The sequence below is a fragment of the Stenotrophomonas sp. C-A genome (assembly GCF_054030835.1).
Map to the genome: position 1 here is coordinate 2,865,028 of NZ_CM132916.1, position 19,992 is coordinate 2,885,019.

General features: G+C 62.2%; 23 protein-coding genes. 7 read left to right on the forward strand and 16 right to left on the reverse strand.

Features of this window, described 5'->3' with window-relative positions; genetic code table 11:
- Positions 1 to 36 precede the first annotated feature (36 nt).
- Positions 37 to 912 carry an EcsC family protein gene (locus ACW5IY_RS13445; protein ID WP_049436617.1) on the reverse strand — a complete coding sequence of 292 codons (876 nt, stop codon included), beginning with the start codon at positions 910 to 912 and terminating at the stop codon, positions 37 to 39.
- Positions 913 to 1,033: 121 nt separating this feature from the next.
- Between ACW5IY_RS13445 and ACW5IY_RS13450 the strand changes: the two genes are divergently transcribed.
- A complete protein-coding gene (locus ACW5IY_RS13450; protein ID WP_100049937.1) occupies positions 1,034 to 1,588 on the forward strand; it encodes a DUF4189 domain-containing protein in 555 nt (184 codons plus the stop codon).
- A 93-nt stretch (positions 1,589 to 1,681) separates the two neighbouring features.
- On the opposite strand, the gene orn is transcribed toward ACW5IY_RS13450, so the two are convergent.
- The 3 genes from orn to ACW5IY_RS13465 form a co-directional block, all read right to left on the reverse strand.
- Positions 1,682 to 2,254 (reverse strand): oligoribonuclease, encoded by a 573-nt coding sequence (gene orn, locus ACW5IY_RS13455; protein ID WP_049436616.1) that lies wholly within the window; start codon positions 2,252 to 2,254, stop codon positions 1,682 to 1,684.
- 75 nt (positions 2,255 to 2,329) lie between these two features.
- The gene (tadA, locus tag ACW5IY_RS13460; RefSeq protein ID WP_049436615.1) at positions 2,330 to 2,854 is read right to left on the reverse strand and encodes a tRNA adenosine(34) deaminase TadA; all 525 of its coding nucleotides are present in this window, start codon (positions 2,852 to 2,854) and stop codon (positions 2,330 to 2,332) included.
- Positions 2,855 to 2,929: 75 nt separating this feature from the next.
- Entirely contained in the window at positions 2,930 to 3,289 is a 360-nt protein-coding gene (locus tag ACW5IY_RS13465; RefSeq protein ID WP_049436614.1) for a winged helix-turn-helix transcriptional regulator, read from the reverse strand.
- A 78-nt stretch (positions 3,290 to 3,367) separates the two neighbouring features.
- Here ACW5IY_RS13465 and ACW5IY_RS13470 point away from each other — a divergent pair, with 78 nt between their 5' ends.
- From ACW5IY_RS13470 to ACW5IY_RS13480, 3 genes are all read left to right on the forward strand, one after another.
- Positions 3,368 to 4,135 (forward strand): NAD(P)H-dependent oxidoreductase, encoded by a 768-nt coding sequence (locus ACW5IY_RS13470; protein WP_049436613.1) that lies wholly within the window; start codon positions 3,368 to 3,370, stop codon positions 4,133 to 4,135.
- 68 nt (positions 4,136 to 4,203) lie between these two features.
- Complete coding sequence (locus ACW5IY_RS13475; protein ID WP_049436612.1) at positions 4,204 to 4,641, forward strand: acetyltransferase; 438 nt, start codon at positions 4,204 to 4,206, stop codon at positions 4,639 to 4,641.
- Between the two features lie 58 nt (positions 4,642 to 4,699).
- Positions 4,700 to 4,906, forward strand: coding sequence for a hypothetical protein (locus ACW5IY_RS13480; RefSeq protein WP_005410107.1), 207 nt, complete (start codon positions 4,700 to 4,702; stop codon positions 4,904 to 4,906).
- Between the two features lie 22 nt (positions 4,907 to 4,928).
- Here the strand turns inward: ACW5IY_RS13480 and ACW5IY_RS13485 are convergent, their stop codons facing one another.
- Positions 4,929 to 5,435, reverse strand: coding sequence for a GNAT family N-acetyltransferase (locus tag ACW5IY_RS13485; protein WP_049436611.1), 507 nt, complete (start codon positions 5,433 to 5,435; stop codon positions 4,929 to 4,931).
- A 274-nt stretch (positions 5,436 to 5,709) separates the two neighbouring features.
- Here ACW5IY_RS13485 and ACW5IY_RS13490 point away from each other — a divergent pair, with 274 nt between their 5' ends.
- From ACW5IY_RS13490 to ACW5IY_RS13500, 3 genes are read left to right on the forward strand one after another with little or no spacing between them, the layout of a single operon-like run.
- On the forward strand, positions 5,710 to 6,366 hold the full coding sequence (locus ACW5IY_RS13490; protein ID WP_049436626.1) for a hypothetical protein: 657 nt from the start codon (positions 5,710 to 5,712) through the stop codon (positions 6,364 to 6,366).
- 43 nt (positions 6,367 to 6,409) lie between these two features.
- Positions 6,410 to 7,063 (forward strand): hypothetical protein, encoded by a 654-nt coding sequence (locus ACW5IY_RS13495; RefSeq protein ID WP_049436610.1) that lies wholly within the window; start codon positions 6,410 to 6,412, stop codon positions 7,061 to 7,063.
- Positions 7,060 to 8,388, forward strand: a complete 1,329-nt coding sequence (locus ACW5IY_RS13500) for an XVIPCD domain-containing protein (protein WP_049436609.1) — start codon at positions 7,060 to 7,062, stop codon at positions 8,386 to 8,388. Before ACW5IY_RS13495 ends, ACW5IY_RS13500 begins: the two co-directional genes overlap by 4 nt.
- A gap of 49 nt (positions 8,389 to 8,437) precedes the next feature.
- Here ACW5IY_RS13500 and ACW5IY_RS13505 read toward each other — a convergent pair whose 3' ends face one another.
- The 11 genes from ACW5IY_RS13505 to ACW5IY_RS13555 all read right to left on the reverse strand — a co-directional run bounded on the left by ACW5IY_RS13505 (position 8,438) and on the right by ACW5IY_RS13555 (position 19,987).
- Positions 8,438 to 9,706, reverse strand: coding sequence for a hypothetical protein (locus tag ACW5IY_RS13505; RefSeq protein WP_425605352.1), 1,269 nt, complete (start codon positions 9,704 to 9,706; stop codon positions 8,438 to 8,440).
- Positions 9,707 to 9,803: 97 nt separating this feature from the next.
- Positions 9,804 to 10,808, reverse strand: a complete 1,005-nt coding sequence (locus tag ACW5IY_RS13510; RefSeq protein ID WP_049436607.1) for an XVIPCD domain-containing protein — start codon at positions 10,806 to 10,808, stop codon at positions 9,804 to 9,806.
- 57 nt (positions 10,809 to 10,865) lie between these two features.
- A complete protein-coding gene (locus tag ACW5IY_RS13515; RefSeq protein WP_049436606.1) occupies positions 10,866 to 11,402 on the reverse strand; it encodes a hypothetical protein in 537 nt (178 codons plus the stop codon).
- 597 nt (positions 11,403 to 11,999) lie between these two features.
- On the reverse strand, positions 12,000 to 12,536 hold the full coding sequence (locus tag ACW5IY_RS13520) for a DUF4189 domain-containing protein (protein WP_230080597.1): 537 nt from the start codon (positions 12,534 to 12,536) through the stop codon (positions 12,000 to 12,002).
- 171 nt (positions 12,537 to 12,707) lie between these two features.
- Positions 12,708 to 12,917 carry a hypothetical protein gene (locus ACW5IY_RS13525; protein ID WP_457326775.1) on the reverse strand — a complete coding sequence of 70 codons (210 nt, stop codon included), beginning with the start codon at positions 12,915 to 12,917 and terminating at the stop codon, positions 12,708 to 12,710.
- A gap of 176 nt (positions 12,918 to 13,093) precedes the next feature.
- Positions 13,094 to 13,690 carry a DUF4189 domain-containing protein gene (locus ACW5IY_RS13530; RefSeq protein WP_100049935.1) on the reverse strand — a complete coding sequence of 199 codons (597 nt, stop codon included), beginning with the start codon at positions 13,688 to 13,690 and terminating at the stop codon, positions 13,094 to 13,096.
- A 228-nt stretch (positions 13,691 to 13,918) separates the two neighbouring features.
- Entirely contained in the window at positions 13,919 to 14,518 is a 600-nt protein-coding gene (locus ACW5IY_RS13535) for a type IV secretion system protein (protein ID WP_425602570.1), read from the reverse strand.
- A gap of 359 nt (positions 14,519 to 14,877) precedes the next feature.
- On the reverse strand, positions 14,878 to 15,552 hold the full coding sequence (locus tag ACW5IY_RS13540) for a DUF4189 domain-containing protein (RefSeq protein WP_342593343.1): 675 nt from the start codon (positions 15,550 to 15,552) through the stop codon (positions 14,878 to 14,880).
- Positions 15,455 to 16,612: a TrbL/VirB6 family protein gene (locus tag ACW5IY_RS13545; protein ID WP_049486942.1), complete on the reverse strand. Its 1,158-nt coding sequence runs from the start codon at positions 16,610 to 16,612 to the stop codon at positions 15,455 to 15,457. Before ACW5IY_RS13545 ends, ACW5IY_RS13540 begins: the two co-directional genes overlap by 98 nt.
- A gap of 79 nt (positions 16,613 to 16,691) precedes the next feature.
- Positions 16,692 to 17,489 carry a hypothetical protein gene (locus tag ACW5IY_RS13550; protein ID WP_054172017.1) on the reverse strand — a complete coding sequence of 266 codons (798 nt, stop codon included), beginning with the start codon at positions 17,487 to 17,489 and terminating at the stop codon, positions 16,692 to 16,694.
- A 59-nt stretch (positions 17,490 to 17,548) separates the two neighbouring features.
- Positions 17,549 to 19,987 carry a VirB4 family type IV secretion/conjugal transfer ATPase gene (locus ACW5IY_RS13555; RefSeq protein WP_049436631.1) on the reverse strand — a complete coding sequence of 813 codons (2,439 nt, stop codon included), beginning with the start codon at positions 19,985 to 19,987 and terminating at the stop codon, positions 17,549 to 17,551.
- Positions 19,988 to 19,992 lie beyond the last annotated feature (5 nt).

Here is a 19,992-nt window from a genome sequence, read left to right on the forward strand (position 1 = left end):
TCCCGGCATGAAGGCTCATCCACGCATGGCGTGGATCTACTCCAGGCGGGGTTCGATCCTGACCGCGCCATGCGCCACGCGGTCATAGCAGGTGCGCACCACGTCTTCCCCGTACTTCAGCTCCAGCCGGCGCACGATGAAGTGACCGCGCGCCATGTCCTGGTAGTAGTCGGTGAACATGGTATTGAGCGTTGCACCGGCAGCGGCACCGACAATCGGCACCGCCTGCGCGGCGAATTTCTCGGTGACCACCACGCCGAAACGCGCCGCCACCTTCTCCACCATCTTCGCCAGCAGCTTGCCGGCCTCCTTTGGTGCCACGCCCAGGGTCAGGTCGCGGCCGGTCACCACACGCCCGGCCAGTTCGGCCGACAGGTGGCGCATCACGTCGGTGGTGAAGCCACGGGCCAGGTAATAGCCGGTCTCACTGGCGTCATCGCGCGGCGAGTTGCCACCCAGCGCGAACACCTCCAGGCACGCCTGGCGGGTGCTGAACTGGGAAAGATCGAAGCCCTCGCTGCGGGCCACGTCGGCCACCGCGCGCATCATGATGGTGGTCGACACCGGCAGCTCGATGAACAAGGCCGCAAAGCCGAATGCCCCGCCGACCGCGCCGGAGGTGGCTGCCGCCAGCTTGTGCCAACGGGTGGAGGCCCCTTTGCCGGGGGTGTTGTCCATGCTCCACAGCGCGGCCTGCGCCGATTTGGTCAGCGCCGCCTGCACCGCACCGTGGATGCGGTTGGAGACCGAGCTGGGCAGCGCCTTCACCGCGAACTCCAGCGGCGTGCCGACCAGATTGGCCATGCGCGCGGTCAGGGTCGGCGCTTCCAGCAGGGCCACCGCCCGCTGCAGGTCGGACCAGTCGCGGGCGTCGTGGGCGATGTCGCGGGGGAGCAGGATGGGCTCGTTCATGGCGCCGATCTTAGCGCCAGGGAGTTGAACGGAGGGTGGTAGCGCCCTCGGCACCGGTCTATGATCCCGGCAGCGGCCCCGCTTGCATGGGGTCATGGAACAACCCAGGCAAGGACGCCCCATGCTCGCCCGACTACTGCTGATCTGCCCCCTTTTCCTGGCTGCTCTCGGCCTGCCTCACATCGTCAAGGCCGAAGGTCGATGCCCACCGGGTTCCTACCCCATTGGCGGGCAAGGCGTGTTGGGTTGTGCGCCGATTCCCGGAGGCGGTGGTGGCGATGCCGGGCTTTCTCCGTCCGTCCCAACCACCCGAGTAAAGATGGGCTCCGAATGGGTTGCATTTGCCCGCTCGCCGAATGGCACACTCCTCGGCTGGAGCGTTCGCCAACACAAACAGAAGGCTGCCGAGAAACAGGCATTGAAGACCTGTAACAAGCGCAGCGGAACACAGTGCGAGATCATTGCCTCGTTCACTGAAAGATGTGCCTACGCATTGCAGCACTACGACACTGGCCAGTTTGAAGTGGTCTTCCGCAGCGACAATGAATTGGCGCTCGGCACCGAAGTCGCACGCCAGACCTGCCCCAACGGTTGCCGACCGGTTCATTTCACTTGCGCCCGGGCAGTCAACCTGTATGGCAGGGGTCCCGACCCGGGACCCAACTGGTCTCCTTGAGAGTGGAAACCGGGGGAGCGGTTCTACCCCCGTTTCTCAGCACCGGTGGTGTCCATTTGATTGGTAGTACCTGCCGCTGATTGGCACCACCAATCAGGCTGTCGGCAACCCCGACAGCGCCCCCATGAACTGGCGGTAGTGGCGCAGCTCGGCGATCGAGTCGTGCACGTCGCTCAGCGCGGTGTGGTTGCTGTTCTTGCCGACGCCGGCGGCCACGGTCGGCGCCCAGCGCTTGGCCAATTCCTTCACCGTGGACACGTCCAGGTTGCGGTAGTGGAAGTACTTCTCCAGGCGCGGCATCTGGCGGTGCAGGAAGCGGCGGTCCTGGCAGATCGAGTTGCCGCACATCGGTGACAGGCCGGCCGGCATCCACTGCGCCAGGAAGTTCACGGTCTGCGCCTCGGCCTGGGCCAGAGTGGTGGTGCTGTCCACCACGCGCTGCCACAGGCCCGAACGACGGTGCTGGTTGCGGTTCCACTCGTCCATCGCTTCCAGCGTTTCCAGCGGATGATGGATGGCGAATTCAGGGCCCTCGGCCAGCACATTGAGCTGGGCATCGGTAACCACCGTGGCGATCTCGATGATCGAATCGTTGTCGGTGTCCAACCCGGTCATCTCCAGGTCGATCCAGATCAGTCGCTCGTTGGCCGCGCCGGTGTCCGCCATTGTGTCGCCTCGTTGCTGGGCAGGCGCGCGGCCTACCGGTGAAGGAAAGAGGCGTCCATCATACCCGTTCGCCCCTCAGCCCTCGCCGACGTGGTCTTCCAGCAGCAGCGGCGGCTTGCCACGTTTGGCGCGGAAATAATTGGTCAGGCGTGTACTGGCTTCCTTGGCCAGCACGCCGCCGTGAATCTCGACGCGATGGTTGTGGCGGGCGTCGCCAATGAGGTCGAACACGCTGCCGCAGGCGCCCGTCTTGGGGTCACTGGCGCCGTAGACCAGACGGGCGACGCGTGCATGCACGATCGCCATCGCGCACATCGCGCACGGCTCCAGGGTGACATACAGCGTGCTGCCAAGCAGGCGGTGGTTCGCCAGCAGCTTTCCGCCGGCCCGCATCGCCACGATCTCGGCGTGCGCGCTGGGGTCGTGCGAGGCGATGTTGAGGTTCCAGCCCTCCCCCAGCAGCTGGCCATCGGCACCCACCAGCACGGCTCCGACCGGAATTTCGTCGAACTCGCGCTGCGCGCGCTCGGCCAGCGCCAGCGCGTGGCGCATCCAGTGTTCATCGGTGTCGTGCACCGGCACGCCCAGGGCGTCGGTCATGGCGGTTCTCGCGTGTGTGCAGGGCCAGGATGGCCGCCGGGGCCGCATTGTACGCCCCGGGCCGTACAGGCGCCGCTAGCGCGCGTCGAAGCGCTCGCGGGCCGCATCCAGCGCCGGGAAATTGTGCTCGGCCCAGCGGTCCAGGGCGGACAACGTCTCGACCAGACCGTGCGCGACCTCGGTCAGACGGTACTCGACATGCAGCGGTTTGCTGCCCCGGTCACACCGCTCGACCAGCCCATTGCGCTCCAGCTGTCGCAGAGTCTGGGTCAGCACCTTCTGCGAGATGCCTTCGATCTTCCGCAGCAACGCGCCGTTGCGTTGCGGGCCCTGCGCCAACGCCGGCAACAGCAGCATCACCCACTTGCCGGAGATCAGCGCCAGCGCATCGCGCGCCGAGCAGTCGGCGGCATACACGTCTCCGGGATAGGCCATGGTTACCTCAAGGTGCGTAATTGCCGGGGCATGCCGGCACCGCGAGGATGGTCGCACACTCCTCGAGCACCTCGCCCCATGCGCGCCCTGATCCTGCTTGCCCACCCCGAACCCCGCTCCTTCAATGCCCACCTCGCCGCGCAGGCGGCCGAGCAGCTGAGGCACGACCACTCGCAGGTGGATGTGGTCGACCTGTATGCGGAAGGCTTCGATCCGCTGGAAGCGGCCTGGCACCATCCACGGCGCCTGCAGCCCGAGCGCTTCGATGCCCAGCGCGAACAACGCCACAGCGCCGAACTGGAGCAGTTACCCGCCGATGTGCAACGTCACCTGTACCTGCTGCGGGTCGCAGACTTGGTGATCCTGCAGTTCCCGCTGTGGTGGTTCGCGGCGCCAGCCATCCTCAAGGGCTGGCTGGACCGCGTGCTGGTATATGGACCGATGTACAACAGCCGTCAGCGCCACGAACATGGCGTGATGCAGGGCAAGCGTGCATTGCTGAGCGTCACCACCGGCTCTTCGGCGCGGGCGTGCGCAGTCGATGGCCGCGAAGGCGATACCCGGCTGTTGCTCTGGCCTTTGATGTACAGCCTGCGCTACGTCGGCTTCGAGGTGATGGAGCCGCACGTGGTGCATGGCGTGCGTTCCGGGCTGCCAGCAGATCGCGTGCAGGCGCACGACAACGCACTGGTGGCGGCCACCAGCGACTACCGCGAACGGCTGGCACGCTGGCAGCGATGGCCGACCGTGCCCTTCAACGACAGCGATGACTTCGAGGATGGGGTGGTGCTGCGCGCCGACGCGACTGCGCACTGGCCCTTCATCCGCCACCGCGATGCGGGATGAATCTTCGCCTGCAGGCGCTACCGGAAAGCCTCATACTTCGCACCCTTCCGAAGCACCTTGGTGAACCCATGACCACTCTGCGCCCCTCGCGCGCCGACGACGGCGCCGCCCTCGTCGACCTCTGGCGCCGCGCCGTCGACGCCACCCACGACTTCCTCAGTACTGAAGATCGCCAGGCGATCGATGCCGAAGTCGCCGGTTTCCTGCCGCAGGCGCCGATGACCGTTGCTGTCGATGCACAGGATCGGCCGCTGGGCTTCATGCTGATCGACGGCACGCACATGGAAGCGCTGTTCATCGATCCCGACGTACGTGGCACCGGGATCGGCCGGCAACTGCTGCAACATGCACTTGCCCAGCATCCGCAGCTGAGCACTGACGTCAACGAACAGAACGCACAGGCCGTCGGCTTCTACCTGCGCATGGGCTTCGTCGAAAGCGGCCGCTCACCGCTCGATTCGCAAGGCCGTCCGTATCCGCTCATCCATCTTCGGCATAACGGCTGACATCCGTCGGCAGCGGCCACGTGCTAGCGTGGCTGCTTTCGACCAAGGAACGCTGTGCATGGATGGTGCAAAAGCCCTGCTGACCCTGTTTGCGTTGGGCATCAGCCTGGTCTGGATCCTGGTGCCGTTCGCCATCTTCGCCGTGCGCAACCTGCTGCGTGAGGTACTGGTCGAGCAGCGCCGTACCAACGAACTGCTTGAACACATCGGCGGCTACCGCATTCCGAAGCCGCAACCCGAACCGACTGTCTGGCGGGCGCCCTGAGCCGGAACGTGCCAGGCCCGGATCAGGCCGTCGCCTCGAAGGCCGGAGAGTACTGCACCTCGCCCTGTGCCAGCGGAGGCTGCAGGCAAAGTGCCTGGAAGTACTCTGCAGGCACACCCGGCAGGACCAGGCCCGGCTCGGCACGGAAGCCGAAGCGACCGTAATAGGCCGGCTCGCCCAGCAATACACAGCCATGTGCATCCTGCTGACGCAGTGCTTCAAGTGCGGCGTGCATCAGGGCCGCACCGATGCCCTGCCCCTGCCACGCGGGCAATACCGAGATCGGTCCCAGGCCGAACCAGCCCGTGCTGCCGTCGCTGATCGTCACCGGCGACACCGCCACATGGCCGATCACCTTGCCGTCCATCTCGGCCACCAGCGAAACGCTCAGCTCCCCGCGGGCGCGCAGAGCGGCGACGATGAACTGCTCGGTATGGCTGCTGTGTGCAGCGTCCCGGAATGCGGCCTCGGTGAGCGCATGGAGGGTGGCGTGATCATCAATGGCTTCGGCGCGGATGGTGTAGTTCATGGCGTAATGTTCGCTTGCATGAGAGTTGCGTGAATTGGCAACCGTTGTCACAAATTGGCAGCGAAATGTCGAGCGCGAGGCGCAATCGCCCCGCGAACCTCGAATCGCCTGTGCCGCAATCGATTTGGCGACGCTGCCGAACGCTGAATGCGTCAAAATTCCGTCGCAGACGCCCTGCCGTCGCTGGCGTCAGGTTTCCAGAACACTCCATAATCGATAAACCTGTCACCAGGGAAGGATATATGGACACGGACGCACGATGCAGGATGCCGCCATGGATGTAGCCATGCCAACACGCAAGGGACGCCATCTGGTACCGATGGGCCTCTTGCTGGCACTGACGGCCTGCTCGCCTTACGCGGACGCAGAGCGTGACGTTGCCGCAGGTGGACGCGGCCTGGCCAAGCTCAACCCATCACCGCAGCAGGGCTACGAGCTGGTACTGACACTGAACGATGCCCCCGGTCCCTTCGCGGTGGTCGAGGGCGTTGCCCAGTACGACGTCAGCAACCACAAGGACTGCGGCCGGGTCCTGAGGGCGACCGGTACCGCCAGCCGTATTACCAGCCAGGAGCTCGTCACGCTGCGCAAGGTCGGTGAGAACGAGTACCGCGGCACGTTCTACCTCGACCGCATGCAGGACGAGGATTACTACGGGCGTGGTGTCTGCCATTGGGCGCTGACGGGGGTCGGTGCGATGTTGCGCGCTACGACCGGCGAGGCGGATACGCGATTCCTGACGTTCATCGACAAGGAGCGCATGGACGCGAGGAGCCCATTGACTCTCTATTATCCGAGGGTTGCCTATCCTCGCGCCGAGCTTGCTGCCAACTACCCTGCCAGCGGCAAAGAGAATCCTTCGGAGTACAAGGAAGAGCTGCGCGACGCGCTGTTCTCAACCACCACCACTGTGCAGAAACTCGCGCGATGAGCTGCCAGTTCAACCATCCCTCTACCCCCCAAGGAGGCCGACATTGCGCCACAAGATGATTCCGTGCCTTGCTCTGCTTCTATTGACCGCCTGCAACCCGGAGACCGCCATGAACCAGGAACGTGCCGCTGCCGAAGCCGATGTCGCCCAGGGTGGGCGCGGCCTCGCCAAGCTCAACCCCAGCCCGCGCAAGGCCTATGAGCTGGTGCTGCGCCTGAAGGATGCCCCCGGCGATTTCGCACTGGTCAAGGGCGTAGCGCAGTACGACGTCACCAACGAAGACCAGTGCGGCCACATCGAGCCGGCCACCGGTACCGCCGCACGTATCACCAGCCAGGAACCGGTGGAGCTGCGCAAGGTCGCTGAGGGCGAGTACCGCGGCACGCTGTATGTGGACCGCATGCTGGATGAAGACTACTACGGTCGTGGCGTCTGCAAGTGGGAGTTCACCGGTGCCGGGGCAATGCTGAAGGCGACGGGTGCCGAAGAAGAGACCCGCTTCCTCACTTTCGTCGACGCCAAGCCGCTGACCGAAGGTGGCGCCCATACGCTCTACTATCCGGATCTGGTCTATCCGAAGGCAGATCGCGTTCCCAACTTCCCAGCCAGTGGCGAGCCCGATCGCAGCAACTACGCCCCTGATCTGCAGGACAAGCTGTTTACGATCACCCTCTCCGCAAGTGAGGTGGCGCCGTGACCGTCACCTCTCAGGACTACGCCGCGTTATCCAATGACGCCTACAAGGATCGGGCCGTCGGCCGACGTGAACCCGGCCAAGAAGAAAAAGTCACGTTAAACGGCCATGAGTACAAGATACTTGAGCATGTCAACAATCGTCTCAACGGCTATCAGGGCACCGTCTATCAGCGCGTAGACACCAAAGAGATCGTCATTGCCCATCGTGGCACCGAGCAGATCGCCCGCGACGCGATTCTGACCGATGGCGGAATGGTGGTTGCACGCACCAATGTCCAGGCACCTGACGCGATCGCATTGACGCAGAGGACAATTGAAGGCGCCGCACTTCAGTCCCGCTTGAGCGGCGGACCTGCCCCCCAGGTCACCGTCACCGGTCATTCCCTCGGCGGCGCCCTGGCCCAGATCACCTCGCACCACTTCAACGTCAAGGGCGAGACCTTCAATGCCTACGGCGCGGTCAGCCTCAGCTACCGCATTCCGGAAGGCGGCAACACCATGATCAATCACGTCATGGCGTCCGATCCGGTCAGCGCTGCCTCGCCGCATTTCGGCCAGGTCCGCATCTATGCCAAGCCCGACGAGATCAAGACGCTCGCGGCAAACGGCTTCAGCAATCACGCCCTGCGTGATCTGATTCCGGACCGGCCGATCATTGCGGCGACCAGCTCGTTCGGCGCGCACAAACTGGGCAACTTCCTCGACGAAGGCTCGGTGCTGAAACATCCGGAAACCCAGAAGCTGGCAAAAGACAACGCCAGGATGATCGAGGAGTACCGCGATGACGTCGAGTCACTGCGTCGCGGCGTCACCCGCGCGGCACGGGGCATCCCGGGCGGCGCCATCGATCTGTACGACCACATCCGCGGCCCGCTGCAGCCCGGTGAACCGGCACGCCGCGAGGCGGAGAAGAATGGCCATCACACCAGCATGCTGCGCATGGACGATGCCAACCACCTGGGCAACCCATTGTTCAACGACGCGATCCGTGGCGTGCATGCGCAGGACGTTCGCGTCGGCCGCGTGCCGGATGTGATGAGTACGCAGTTGGCCGGTAGCTTGGCTGCGGAGATGCACGCTGCAGGCGGCAAGCGCATCGACGAGGTGGTGATGAATGCCGACGCCTCGCGCAGCTTCGCGGTGCAGGGCCAGGGCGGCGACCCGGCACACCTGCGCGTGTCGGTGGACACAGCCGTGGCGATGAACACGCCGCTGGAGCAGAGCAGCCAGCGGATTGATCAGCAAGCCGCGGGACAGCGCCTGGCACAGGACCGCGATCAGCAACTGGAACAACAGCAGAACCAGACCCGCAGCATGCAGGCCTGATGAACAGCGCGGGAGCCGGTCAATCCGGCTCCCGCTTCAGCACCGTGCCTCAGGGGCTGGTGGCCGCGACCGGTACAGACGTACTGGCGGTCACGAACAGATCCGGCCCGGAATCCGGGAAGCCGCCACAGGCCCGATCCCCCGGCGCCACCGGATCACACGGCCACTGGCTGCGCGGGACCTTGTCGCGCAGCTCGAAGCGATCACCGGTCCAGACCACGAAGGCCAGGTGCTCGCGGTTCCAGTCACTGTAGGCACGCGGACCACCCTTCTGCGCCGACTCCGGGTACTGCACGAACCAGCGCATGGCCGGGCCGTACTGCAACTTGCTGTGGTCCAGGCTGATCCGTCCCTCATGCGAGCGCTGGCGCGCACGATCAGCTTCCGCCTGCTCCGGCATGGCCGGCATGGCTTCTGCGGTCACATCCTTCGGGGCCGCGTCCCCGCGGACCTGGTACACACGCTGGGCCACATAGGCCTCGCGGCAATCACCCGCTGGCACGCGGACCGGCTCCGCGCCGTACTCATCACGGTTGGCGACCTGGTCGCTGCAGGTGAACGGTGCCGACACCAGGTAGAACGTGCTGTCGGCGTCGCGCCCTTCCAGCGAGCGCACCCAGATGTCGCCCATCCGCACGATGAAGTCCGGGCGCTGGCCGAAGCCCGGCACCGCCTTGAACCACGCCTTCTGCTGCACCTCACGCTCGCGCCAGCTGCGCGGCAGGTGGATGTCCTGCTGGGGCAGCGCGACCAGCAGCGCGGCCAGATGCGCCGGCATCGTGCCCTGGCACGCGCCGATCAGCAGCTCGCCCTGGGTCGCCAGCCGCCCGGCCAGATCCACCGGGCAACGGGCGCCAAGCGCCCGCTCGGTGGCCTGCTCGGGCTGCAACGGCACGATGGCCAAGGCGGGTGGCGCGGGAGCTACCGCCGGGACGGCTGGCTCGACGACGGCAGGCGGTGCAGCGACAGGCGCCACCGTTGCGGGTGCAACGGGCACAGGCGTCGGGCCTGCGGCCGGCGCCGGCTGCGCGTCCACCACAGGTGTCGCAGGAGGTGTCACGGCAGCCGGCACTTCGGGAGCCGGTGCCGCGGCAACAGCTTCGGCCGCCGTGGGTGCTGCAACGTGCGCCGTCCCTGCAGGCGCGTCAAAGGCCGCCTCGGCAGCGCGGGGCGTCTCCACGAGGGGTGCTGCGGCCTCCTGAGCCTGTGCCGACGCTGCGGCGAGTCCAAGTGACAGCAGCCAGAGTGACGGCAGGCGGCGCACGGATGCACTGCAGTGGGCGGCGGCGTGCCGGGCATTCGGGGGAACGATTCGCATGTGGTGTCCTTACGAGTGGGTTTCCATGTCGGCGCCACAGGGCGCCACGCGTCGTACGTAAAGCGCCTGCGGGCACCCTGCCCGCAGACATCAGGTGCTAGAGGGATCGAGAACGCTGCTCCTGCTCGCGGGCAAGCGCAGCCGCCGGGTCCTGCTGGGCGACGCTGGCAGCCAACTGCTGGCTGCTCTGCGCCAGTGGCTGCTGCGCCGCCTGTTCGCGATCGACCGATGCGCGCAGCATGGCCGGATCGCCCAGCCCACCCTGTACCGCAAACAGCGTGCGACCGTCATTGCCGGCCAGGAGATGATCGATGCGCGACAGGCCGGCTTTATGCGCCCCCAGCGCCAATGCGCCAGCGGTATTGTCGAGCTCTTGTATGCTGCGCAGTCCACTCTGTGCTCCCATCTGCTGCAGGCGTCGGCGTGCATCCTCGAACAACGGGTTGCCGGGCTCACCAGTCTGCGACATGTCTCGGGCAACACTCTGCGCCGGCGCACCGACCTCACCCCGCTCCAGCCGCGCCATCACGTCCGGCGTCAGCTTCTGCTGCCAGACCTCGAAGCGTTGCCGGCGCGCCTCGATGCCATTGAGGGCGCCATTGAGCGCATGCGTTGCTTCGCGCACGTCCTCGCGCGCGGCTTCCGGCACACGTGTCTGCCACTGCCACACCGCAATACGGCCTGCGTGCTCGGGCTGCGCGGCCAGTTCCGGCTGATTCACCAGGTCCAGATCCAGCGCCTTGCCGGCACGCTCGTAATTCTCCTTGCCGACCAACGGCAGATAGCCGCGGCCGTGGTACTTCAGCGCATCACCAGGCGCGTCATTGCCCATGCGCCCGCCGTACATCAGCTCAGCCAGGTTTTCCGGGCGGCCATGCAGCGCTTCCTGGCGGGCGCTCTCCAGCGCAGCGTTGCCATTGCGCCACGCAGCTTCCACCGGGATCTGCGAGATTCCCCGGGTGAAGTTGAAACTCTCATTGAGCCGGCTCAAGCCGCGCGACTCGTGCCCTGCCTGGGCCATGAAATTGGCCAGTTCAAGCGGGGAGTCGATGCCGGCTTTGGTCGCCTGCCGCAACAGTTGCGACTCTCTATCGGTCGACACAGTGCAACTCCTGAATCTTCATCAGCGCGGATTCCCTTCCGCCGGTTGGAGCTTGGCTCATGGAAGCGACACCTCGGCGACACTGGACGGGTCGAAGTCCTCGAACCGCACCCTGCCCAGCTCCGCCACCGAGTAATCCCGGATGTTGGTCGCTTCGGTCTCGATATCCACGACCTTGCGTCTCACCCCGTCCACCCAGCAGGCCTTGTCCGCGGGCGCATAGCGGAACCGGTAGGTGCTGCTCCAGCGCTCGCGGCTACCGCCGTTGGTGATCACGCTGAAAGCACCATCCTCGATCGTCACGTAGGCGAAGGGGTCGCCTGCAATGCCGCCACGGGTGGAGCACGGCACCAGCTTGTCGTTGCGCGCGGCCAACTGCCATCGGCCCGCCGCATCGCTCAGCAGCAGCAACAGCACCCGGTTAGGACCGTGCTCGCCGGGCACCAGGCCATCGGGCGCCGGTTGATCGATCACCAGCAACTGGTCGTCGATACCATTGCCGGTCAGATCACCGCGCACGGCTTCCAGCAGGTTCGCGCCGGAAGGCACGAACGCCAGGGCATTGTCCATGTTCGCGCCACTCCCCTTCTGCATCCGCTGCCACTCCTTCAATCCCGTCTTGCCAGTACCCGTGCGATCGCCGGGAACCTGCGCAATGCGCCGCGTACACCGGTGTCCGCCGTGGCGGATGATAGCCCCGGCCGCGCGGCGTCTGCGATGGTCGCAAGCTTCACCCGCACTGCGGGTCGTCAGAGTCCTCATGGACGGAAAAGCTCCTGCGTTCGATGGCATCGATGCGCCGGAATTTTGACGCGCACGCAGCTTACTTCGAGGAGGCAGCGCTCGTCGAAGGGCGCTTGGGATGAAAAGCGCACTTGATCACAAAAAACCGCGTTCTTCGTAAGCGCTTACCAACTTGGTGACCGAGTAAACGATCATGCTCTCAGGTAGCGCCAGCCATCACGCTGACTTGCGCCGATTGATTCACTCAGAACTCGCGAAAAATCGGGTTCGAGCACTCTGACTAGGAAATGATGCAACTGCCTCCTCCAACACCCTTGCAACTGCGAAGTGCGCTGGCCTTAGCGATGTCCATAACCACTGCGGTATTCACCGAGCCCCGACCTTTTCCTGACGATGGCGCAGAACAGGAATTTCTACATTTTCAGCCAGAAACTCATAACCGGAACCTCAGAAGTTCTCAAACTCAGGCTCGGTGCATCCAGAATAAATCACTTTACAGCCATCGCTCCCCTGTTTTAAGCACGCATCCACAGCAATCTTACTCGCAGCATCAACAGATGCCGCACGCGCAAACGTGGAGCCACCAAATCTTGCATCACTGGGGGATACGAATGCCGCACATTGATTATTGAACTCCAATACCACCCTGCAATCCGCAGCCCCCCGCTGTGCGCAATTAGCAAGGGACTCCGAAGCCGCATCTCTCTTCTTTCGCTTAACGAGAGCCACGCCGACATCGCCCCCCTTCGCTAAAGCGATGGCCCCCCAGGTTTTGATCCAACGCCCTGTCGCAACAGGCGACGCTTGGCCTGCTCCAGTGGCACCACCTGGGATGGGAGCACAGCCGCCGACTCCCTGACCGCCAATTGGATACTGACCAGGAGGACACCTACCTTCTGCGTTGGCCGTCTGTGACAATTGGCAGGCAATGATTCCCACAGCCAGCAAGAGTACTGCACATGAATAGACACGAATTGACTTCATTTCCGGCCTCTAGTTCGAAGCTAAGCCTTTACGGCCAGTATCAGAATTGCCTGAACCAACTGTGGAGCTGCTGCCAGTGACTACAACATTGCTCCCAACTGAAGTCGATCCACCCGATTGACTGCCACCACTCGCCGAAGGCTTATCCGGCGTGTAGTAACTACCCGGCGGCTACCCATTCGGACCCGGCGCCTGCGCAACCGGGCTGCCACCTATCTGCGGATATGCCATGAAGCTACCCAAGGTGCCCTGGAAGAACATGGTCGCCATTGGGGGCGCAGCCAGAAACAAGGTCGTCAGGATCAATCCCATGCCGCCCTGCTGCATCGCCTGACTGGTCATACCGTCTCTGGACGCTCCCATGAGCGGGAACTTGTTCACAAGCGCTATCATCCAGGACGAGGCAGAACCGATGGTTGGCGACATTCCCACTTGGCACAAAGCCAACGCCTGATGCACGACCAGAAACGGAAAAGGCCTTCATCAGGCCTTTTCCTTCGAGAAATCACGGCAAAATTGCAACGAGCGACAGAACTCTATTGCCGCTAGACCTCACATCAGCGGAATGGCTTGAACTCAGACATACTGCAAGCAGAGTAGATAACAGTACAACTGCGCCCTTTACCCTCGAATTCACAACGGCGTACTGATTCCACCTTCGCATCCTCTTCATTAGGTGATCGATACGCCACGGTTGTCACGTCGGCGAGGGGTACTGAGCCAATCACCGGGCCAGCTAGCGCGGCGCATTGATTGTGGTACTCAAGAATGACTTTACACTTCTGCCCTCCCATGCGCCGACATTCAGAGAGCGCGAGGGATCTGGCTTCGCTCTTTGTTTTTTTTACCTCTGCCACACCAATCGCCAAATTTTGGCCAACTTGATGGTCTGCGTCCTGCGCCAATGCACCCCATCGGGTTTCCCATTTTCCAGTTGGCATGGGGCCACTACTCTCACCACCAGCTTGACCACCGGGAATTGGCGCACAACCTCCTACACCCTGACCTCCCACTGGGTACTGCCCTGGGGGGCAACGTCCTTCCGCCAACGCCACATTAGAAATAATGAGCAGCAAAAGCACGACAATGCACTTCATACGCACACCTCTATCATTCGATACTGTCATTCCACGATCAGGAACCAGCCTGCCCATACTTTCCAGTATCTTGCTTGATCTCACCTGATCGCCCAATACCGTAACCAGAAGTCGCGCCGTGGCCCGAACTGACCGATGGAGCACTGGAATGATCCTTTGTCTGGGCCGGCGTGTAGTAGCTACCCGGCGGCTGCCCACTCGGGCCCGGCGCCTGAGCGACCGGGCTGCCACCAATCTGCGAATATGCCATGTAGCTACCCAAGTTGCCCTGGAAGAACATAGCCGCTATTGGGGCGCAGTCAGAATCAGGGGCGTCAGGATCAATCCCATGCGGCCCTGCTGCATCGCCTGACTGGACATGCCGTCGCTGGATGCGCCCATCAGCGGGAACTTGTTCACAAGCGCTGTCACCCAGAACGAGGCGGACACGCGAATTACCATGTCCAGTGCGATCGACACCATGGCCGCCAGCACCGCCATCGAGAACATGGTTCCAATGCCGTAGAATAACCATCGCTGGAACAACTGCTTGGTCTGGTCGAAGAGGAGACAAAGAATGAACAAGGGCCCGAACCCAATGAACAACGCCATCGCAACTTCGTAAAGCAACAGCATTGAACCCGCAGTCACGGCTGGACCACCGGTGCCGAGGCCGATGAACCACATGGCCCGGGTCTTGTTAGCCTGCAGCTCGGGATCATTGAGAATCTTGATGTCATCGATGCGGGACGGCGCCACCCGCATCCAGGCAAGGCTCTTGCCGACCTGCGCCTCCGGCTTTGCATCCTCACCGATCACGACGTGCGTGATCAGGCCCTTCGCGTCTTCCGTCAGGAATTCATGGGGATCGCGAACAAACATTCCCGTGCCCATCGCCACAGTCACGATCAGTGCTGGCGTACGCCTATTGGATCACTGGCGCCATCAATGATGAGCCGATATCACTTTGCCCTCCCCAATTGGGCCACAACCAAGCAATCCAATTCACGCCATGCGTATACGGGCGCCGTCAGGAACACACGCATAAGGTTGCATGCGGAATTGCCGTGCAGTCTGATGAGTTGGAGGCGATTCACGCCCTCAAGTTGAGGAGCCCAACTGAGTCAACCTATCTCAACTATACAGACGCCACTTAAATCTAGCAGCGATGCACACCGACCAACTTACCCCTCAACTTCAAACTTCACCGACAAAGCTGGCATGCTTGCAAGCCAGCTTCAAAACTCGCTCACGCTGAAATTCCACTAGTACTCCTGAAAAAGCGGATCAGAGCATGCGGAATAAAATACTTTACACCCTGCGCTTCCCCGCCTTGTGCATTCATCCATTGCAAGCTTCGTGGCGAGAGCCTCCGTCTCGGCCCGCCACGTCACCGCTCCTCCTCTTTCAAGACTCGAAGGGGTAACCATTGCAGCGCATTGGTTTTTGTAGGACATTGTCACTCGGCAATCACTAGCGCCTCCGCGAGCACACTGCGAAATCGCCTCTTTCTCTGCAGCGTTTTTCGATCTCTGACCCGTTGATGCACCGGCATCACCGCTCGGAGCAGTGGCAATAGCCCCCCAAGTTTTCAACCAGCGGCCTGTTGGCCGAGGCGCCGCCGTTGCATTGGCCCCACTGTCCCCGCCCGGAATCGGAGCACACCCCCCTACACCTTGCCCACCAATCGGATATTGTCCGGGTGGGCAACGACCTTCTGCGCTAGCGGACGGAGCATCCACCAGCAAGAGTATCAACAGCAAAGACAGCATCGAGGCGCACGCTGCTACCAGTTTCTTCCCCCTGAATTTATTCGCTGCACGCATCACAATCACCCTGGCTCTATCTCGGTTTATTGCCAATCCCCATCCTGCCTGGATCGTGTTCAGGCGTGGAGTTAGAAGGACCGGTGAACATCTTTGTTGGAGCACCAACTTCATTGGCCCCTTCACTTCCCTTGCTCGTCGAAGGCTTATCCGGCGTGTAGTAACTACCCGGCGGCTGCCCGCTCGGACCCGGCGCCTGAGCGACCGGGCTGCCACCTATCTGCGAATATGCCATGAAGCTACCCAAGGTTCCCTGGAAGAACATCGCCGCCATTGGGGGCGCAGTCAGAATCAGGGTCGTCAGGATCAATCCCATGCCGCCCTGCTGCATCGCCTGACTGGTCATGCCGTCGCTGGACGCGCCCATCAGCGGGAACTTGTTCACAAGCGCTGTCACCCAGAACGAGGCGGACACGCGAATTACCATGTCCAGTGCGATCGACACCATGGCCGCCAGCACCGCCATCGAGAACATGGTTCCAATGCCGTAGAACAACCATCGCTGGAACAACTGCTTGGTCTGGTCGAAGAGGAGACAAAGAATGAACAAGGGCCCGAACCCAATGAACAACGCCATCGCAACTTCGTAAAGCAACAGCATTGAACCCGCAGTCACGGCTGGGCCACCCGTACCGAGACCGATGAACCACATGGCTCGTGTCTTCTCTTCCTGCAGCCCCGGATCCCCGAGGACCTTGATGCCATCAATGCTGGACAGCGCCACCTGCATCCAAGCCAGGCTCTTATCGATCTGCTGCTCCGGCTTCTGATCCTTGCCGGTAACGACGTGGGTGATGAGTCCCTTTACATCCTCGGTCAGGAACTCATGAAGATCACGTCCAAACATGCCCATGCTCGTTGCCACAGCAACAATCAGAGCAGCGCGAGCCATGTTCGTCACAAGGATCATCATCGAGTCACGACTGCGCCCAGTGACGATGCGATAGCCTTGGATCAACACCCACAAGGTCATGAGGGTCAGGGCAATACCGCCAACCCACGCCATCATGTTGTCCATCAGGTCGAAACCAAACTTGCCGATCTTGTCCCGCAGGTAGTCCAGGATCAGTTTGAAGAACACGAAATCGCCGACCGACTGGACACGCACCGCGTGCTCCATCAAATCCTGGAAACCGCCCGAAAAATCAAAGTTGGCAATCGACCTGATCGTCATACCCACATTCCCTTGGTAATACCGCTATCGCATGAAGCACCACGCGGATTCGTGGTCCCCAGGTGCCCCATTCCACGCATCAGTCGATGGACAACGCCGTCTTCAGCGCTACCGTCTTGACCAGGTCGCTAGCCAGGTTCTTCATCGGATCCCCCTTCAACGCTGCCTGCGCCACGACCTTCTGGTTTGCTTCCATCACCGAGATGTACGCGTCATATGCCTTGATGCGCGCCTCAAAATTCTGAACCGACGCATTCATTTCATTGGCGGTCCGCAACGAGTCGTTTGCTACCGCCTCCATATCACCAAGGCGACTGCTACCAAACCGGATCTGGGCGATCGAATCCAGGCTCTTCATGATCGATGGGCCGGTCTTCTGCATGAAATCAACCGCATCGTTGTACTTGCGATTCTGCATCATGCGAATATTCACGCAGATCTGTGTCTGCTGATCCTTCCAGTCTCCGTCAGGCTTGAACACGATCGACGTCATCAGGTCCTTGAGCTGGGCCCCGGTTCCGCAGGTCTCGGCGATCAGGTATTTCGGAGGCACGGGCGTCAACGGCGTAGCTGCGGGTAGGCCGAAATCATTGACGATGCCCTGGACCCTCACGAGCATCTCGTTGTATTCCTTGATCGTCTGATTCCAGTCACGCAGCCACTGGGTATTCTCCTTCACGAACTGTGCCTTTTCCTGCACTTTGGACTGAAGAGTGTTGAACTGGTTCCAGATGTGCTGCCAAAGCGCAGGACCCGTTTCCTGCACCGGGCCGATGGCACCCGCATTGGTCGCTGAAAGGGCCAAGGCAACGCCGAGCACCTTGGCCATCGGCTTGAGTACCTTGCGGGCGCTGGCCCGACGCTTGACGTTGTTCATGGGGAAACTCCTGTTGTTCTGATTGACGTCCACTTGCCTGTCTCCTGCTCGCACGGCCATCACGCCGCGTCGGAACGGGGTTCCTTCCCCGATCCCTTCCGGTTCCTGTAGAAATCTTCCAGCCACTGCTCCGGGCTGAGCTCGTCGACAGTGACGCGATTGCGTACCGCTGCCGTCTGCAACACCCGATGCATGACATCAATGTTGTCGGTCGAGGCCGAGATCACCGACAGGATGTCGTCCATGCCACGCAGGTTGAGCTGGCAGACACTGGACGCATGGCCCTGCTTGACCAGGAAGCAGCGCGAGCGCTCGTCCAGGGCGGTCACCACCCTGAACTCGGCCTCGGTCAATTTCAGGCCATCCATGTAGTCGCTCTTGCTGGCATTCGGGTTCGGCAGCAGGATGAGCGTTGCGGTCTGCTCGATCAGGGCGGCGGAGATATCGCTCTTCAGCGCATCTTCCGGGCTCTGCGTCGCGAAGATGCCGAGACCATTCTGCTTACGGATGGTCTTCTGCTTGTTCTTCGCGAATTCCTTCAGGCCACCCTCGCCGTCGAGGATCTTCCAGAACTCGTCCATGACGTAGATCAGCGGACGACCGTCGATCAGCGATTCCAGGCGGTGCAGCAGGTAATTGATCACCGGCACGCGCACTTCAGGATTGTCGATGATGTCGGTGTAGTCGAAGCCGATGATGTTGGCCTTGCTCAGGTCAACGGTATCCACGGGATTGTCGAACACCCAGCCCAACGAATTGCCCGATGTCCAACGGCGCATGCGCGCGTAGAGGCCATCGTCGCCCATGTTGGGCAGGCTCTTCTGGAAGTTGGTCATGCTGCGCAGGTGCATCGGCGTATCGAGCATGCTTTCCACCGCGCGGTAGATATCCTCTTCTTCGCGGGCGCTGTATTCACGCTTGCCGGCCAGCACCTTGATCAGGTCGGCAAGGAACTGCACATTGGCTTCGTTGTTCTCGCACTGGAACGGGTTGAAGCCGGTCGGCGCGCCGTTCTCCAGGGCCAGGTAGTTGCCACCGCAGGCACGCACGAAGATCTCCGCGCCGCGGTCCTTGTCGAAGAAGAAGATGGTTGGCGACGGCTCGTACTTCTGCACCTGACTGAGCAGGAAGTTGATCAGCGCGGTCTTACCGGTACCGGACTTGCCGATCACCATGGTGTTGGCGATCGCCTTCTCACCCAGCGAGTTCTCCGACGGGTGGGTCGCGTGGAAATTGAAATAGTACGGCTGGCCGTTGGTGGTCTGCAGCGTGGTGACGCAGTCGCCCCACGGATTGTTGTGCTGCTTGCCGGTGGCGAAGTTGTGCAGCGGCGACAGGCCCAGGAAATTCAGCGAGCTGACATTGGCCAATCGGGTGCGGTAGCGCCAGTTACCCGGCAGCTGCGAGTAGAAGGACGAGGTAACCGCCAGGTCTTCCTTGGTCGACACGAAACCGGCATTGGAGAGCTCGGCGCGGGTCGAGGCGACGTTCTGCGAGAGCTTGGCCTGGGTGTCGCCGTAGACCGCCATGATGAAGTGGTATTCACCCAGCACGAAGTTGCCCGACGACAGCTGATCCATGGCCTGGTCGAGCTCGACGATCTGGCTGACCGCCTTGTCGCCGGAGGAGATCATCATGCCCTTGGTGCGGTCGAGCACCTTCAGCGCGTCCTGGCGCCCCATCGGGCTGAACGAATGGGTGATGACGTACTCGTAATCCAGGTACTTCAGGCCGTTGAGGATGCCGGGGTAGGTTCCCTCGGCATACTCCTTGATATTCAGGATGGCGCCGAAATGATTGGCACCATTCGGGGTGTTGATTGCGAAGTCACCGGTCTTGGCCGAGAACATGTGGCGGCTGACAGGCAGGTAATCCTTGATCGGTGCCGACAGCACCGGCACCGGCTCGTCGATGCGATTGATCAGGTAGCCGAACAGCTCCAGCGTTTCAGAGAACACCACCCCGTTCTTGGCTTCGTACATGCCCAGGCGATACGGCGCGTAATCGCGGATCACGGCCTCGACGTTGCCGGCGAGCTCCATCAGCTTCTCGATCGCCTGCTCCTGCTCGGCGCGCAGCTTGTCCACGTTCGCCGATTTTTCGACGAAGCGCTTACCCGTCACCACCGGGCGGTAGATCATGGTCAGGTACAGCTCGTTCTGCATGATGCGCTGCGAGGACAGCATGCCCATGTACTGATCTGACACATCCTGGTTGAAGCGCTGCTTGTAGTTGCTCTTGCCCTTCAGCGTGCGGCGGCGACGGATGTCATGCACCCAGAAGGCGACGTTGACAAAATCAGGCGCGCGCAGCGTCTGCAGCAGGCGGTTGAACGTGTTGTGGCGATGCTCGAGCTCCCACTCCTCACGGCCGACGAACGGCAGCCCTTCCAGATGCCAGGTCAGCAGGTAGTCGCCGCCCGTGGTCTTGACCACGTTCGGGGCAACATGCGACGACAACGGAATGAACTCACTGATGGAGGTGTCAGGGCTGAACATACGAC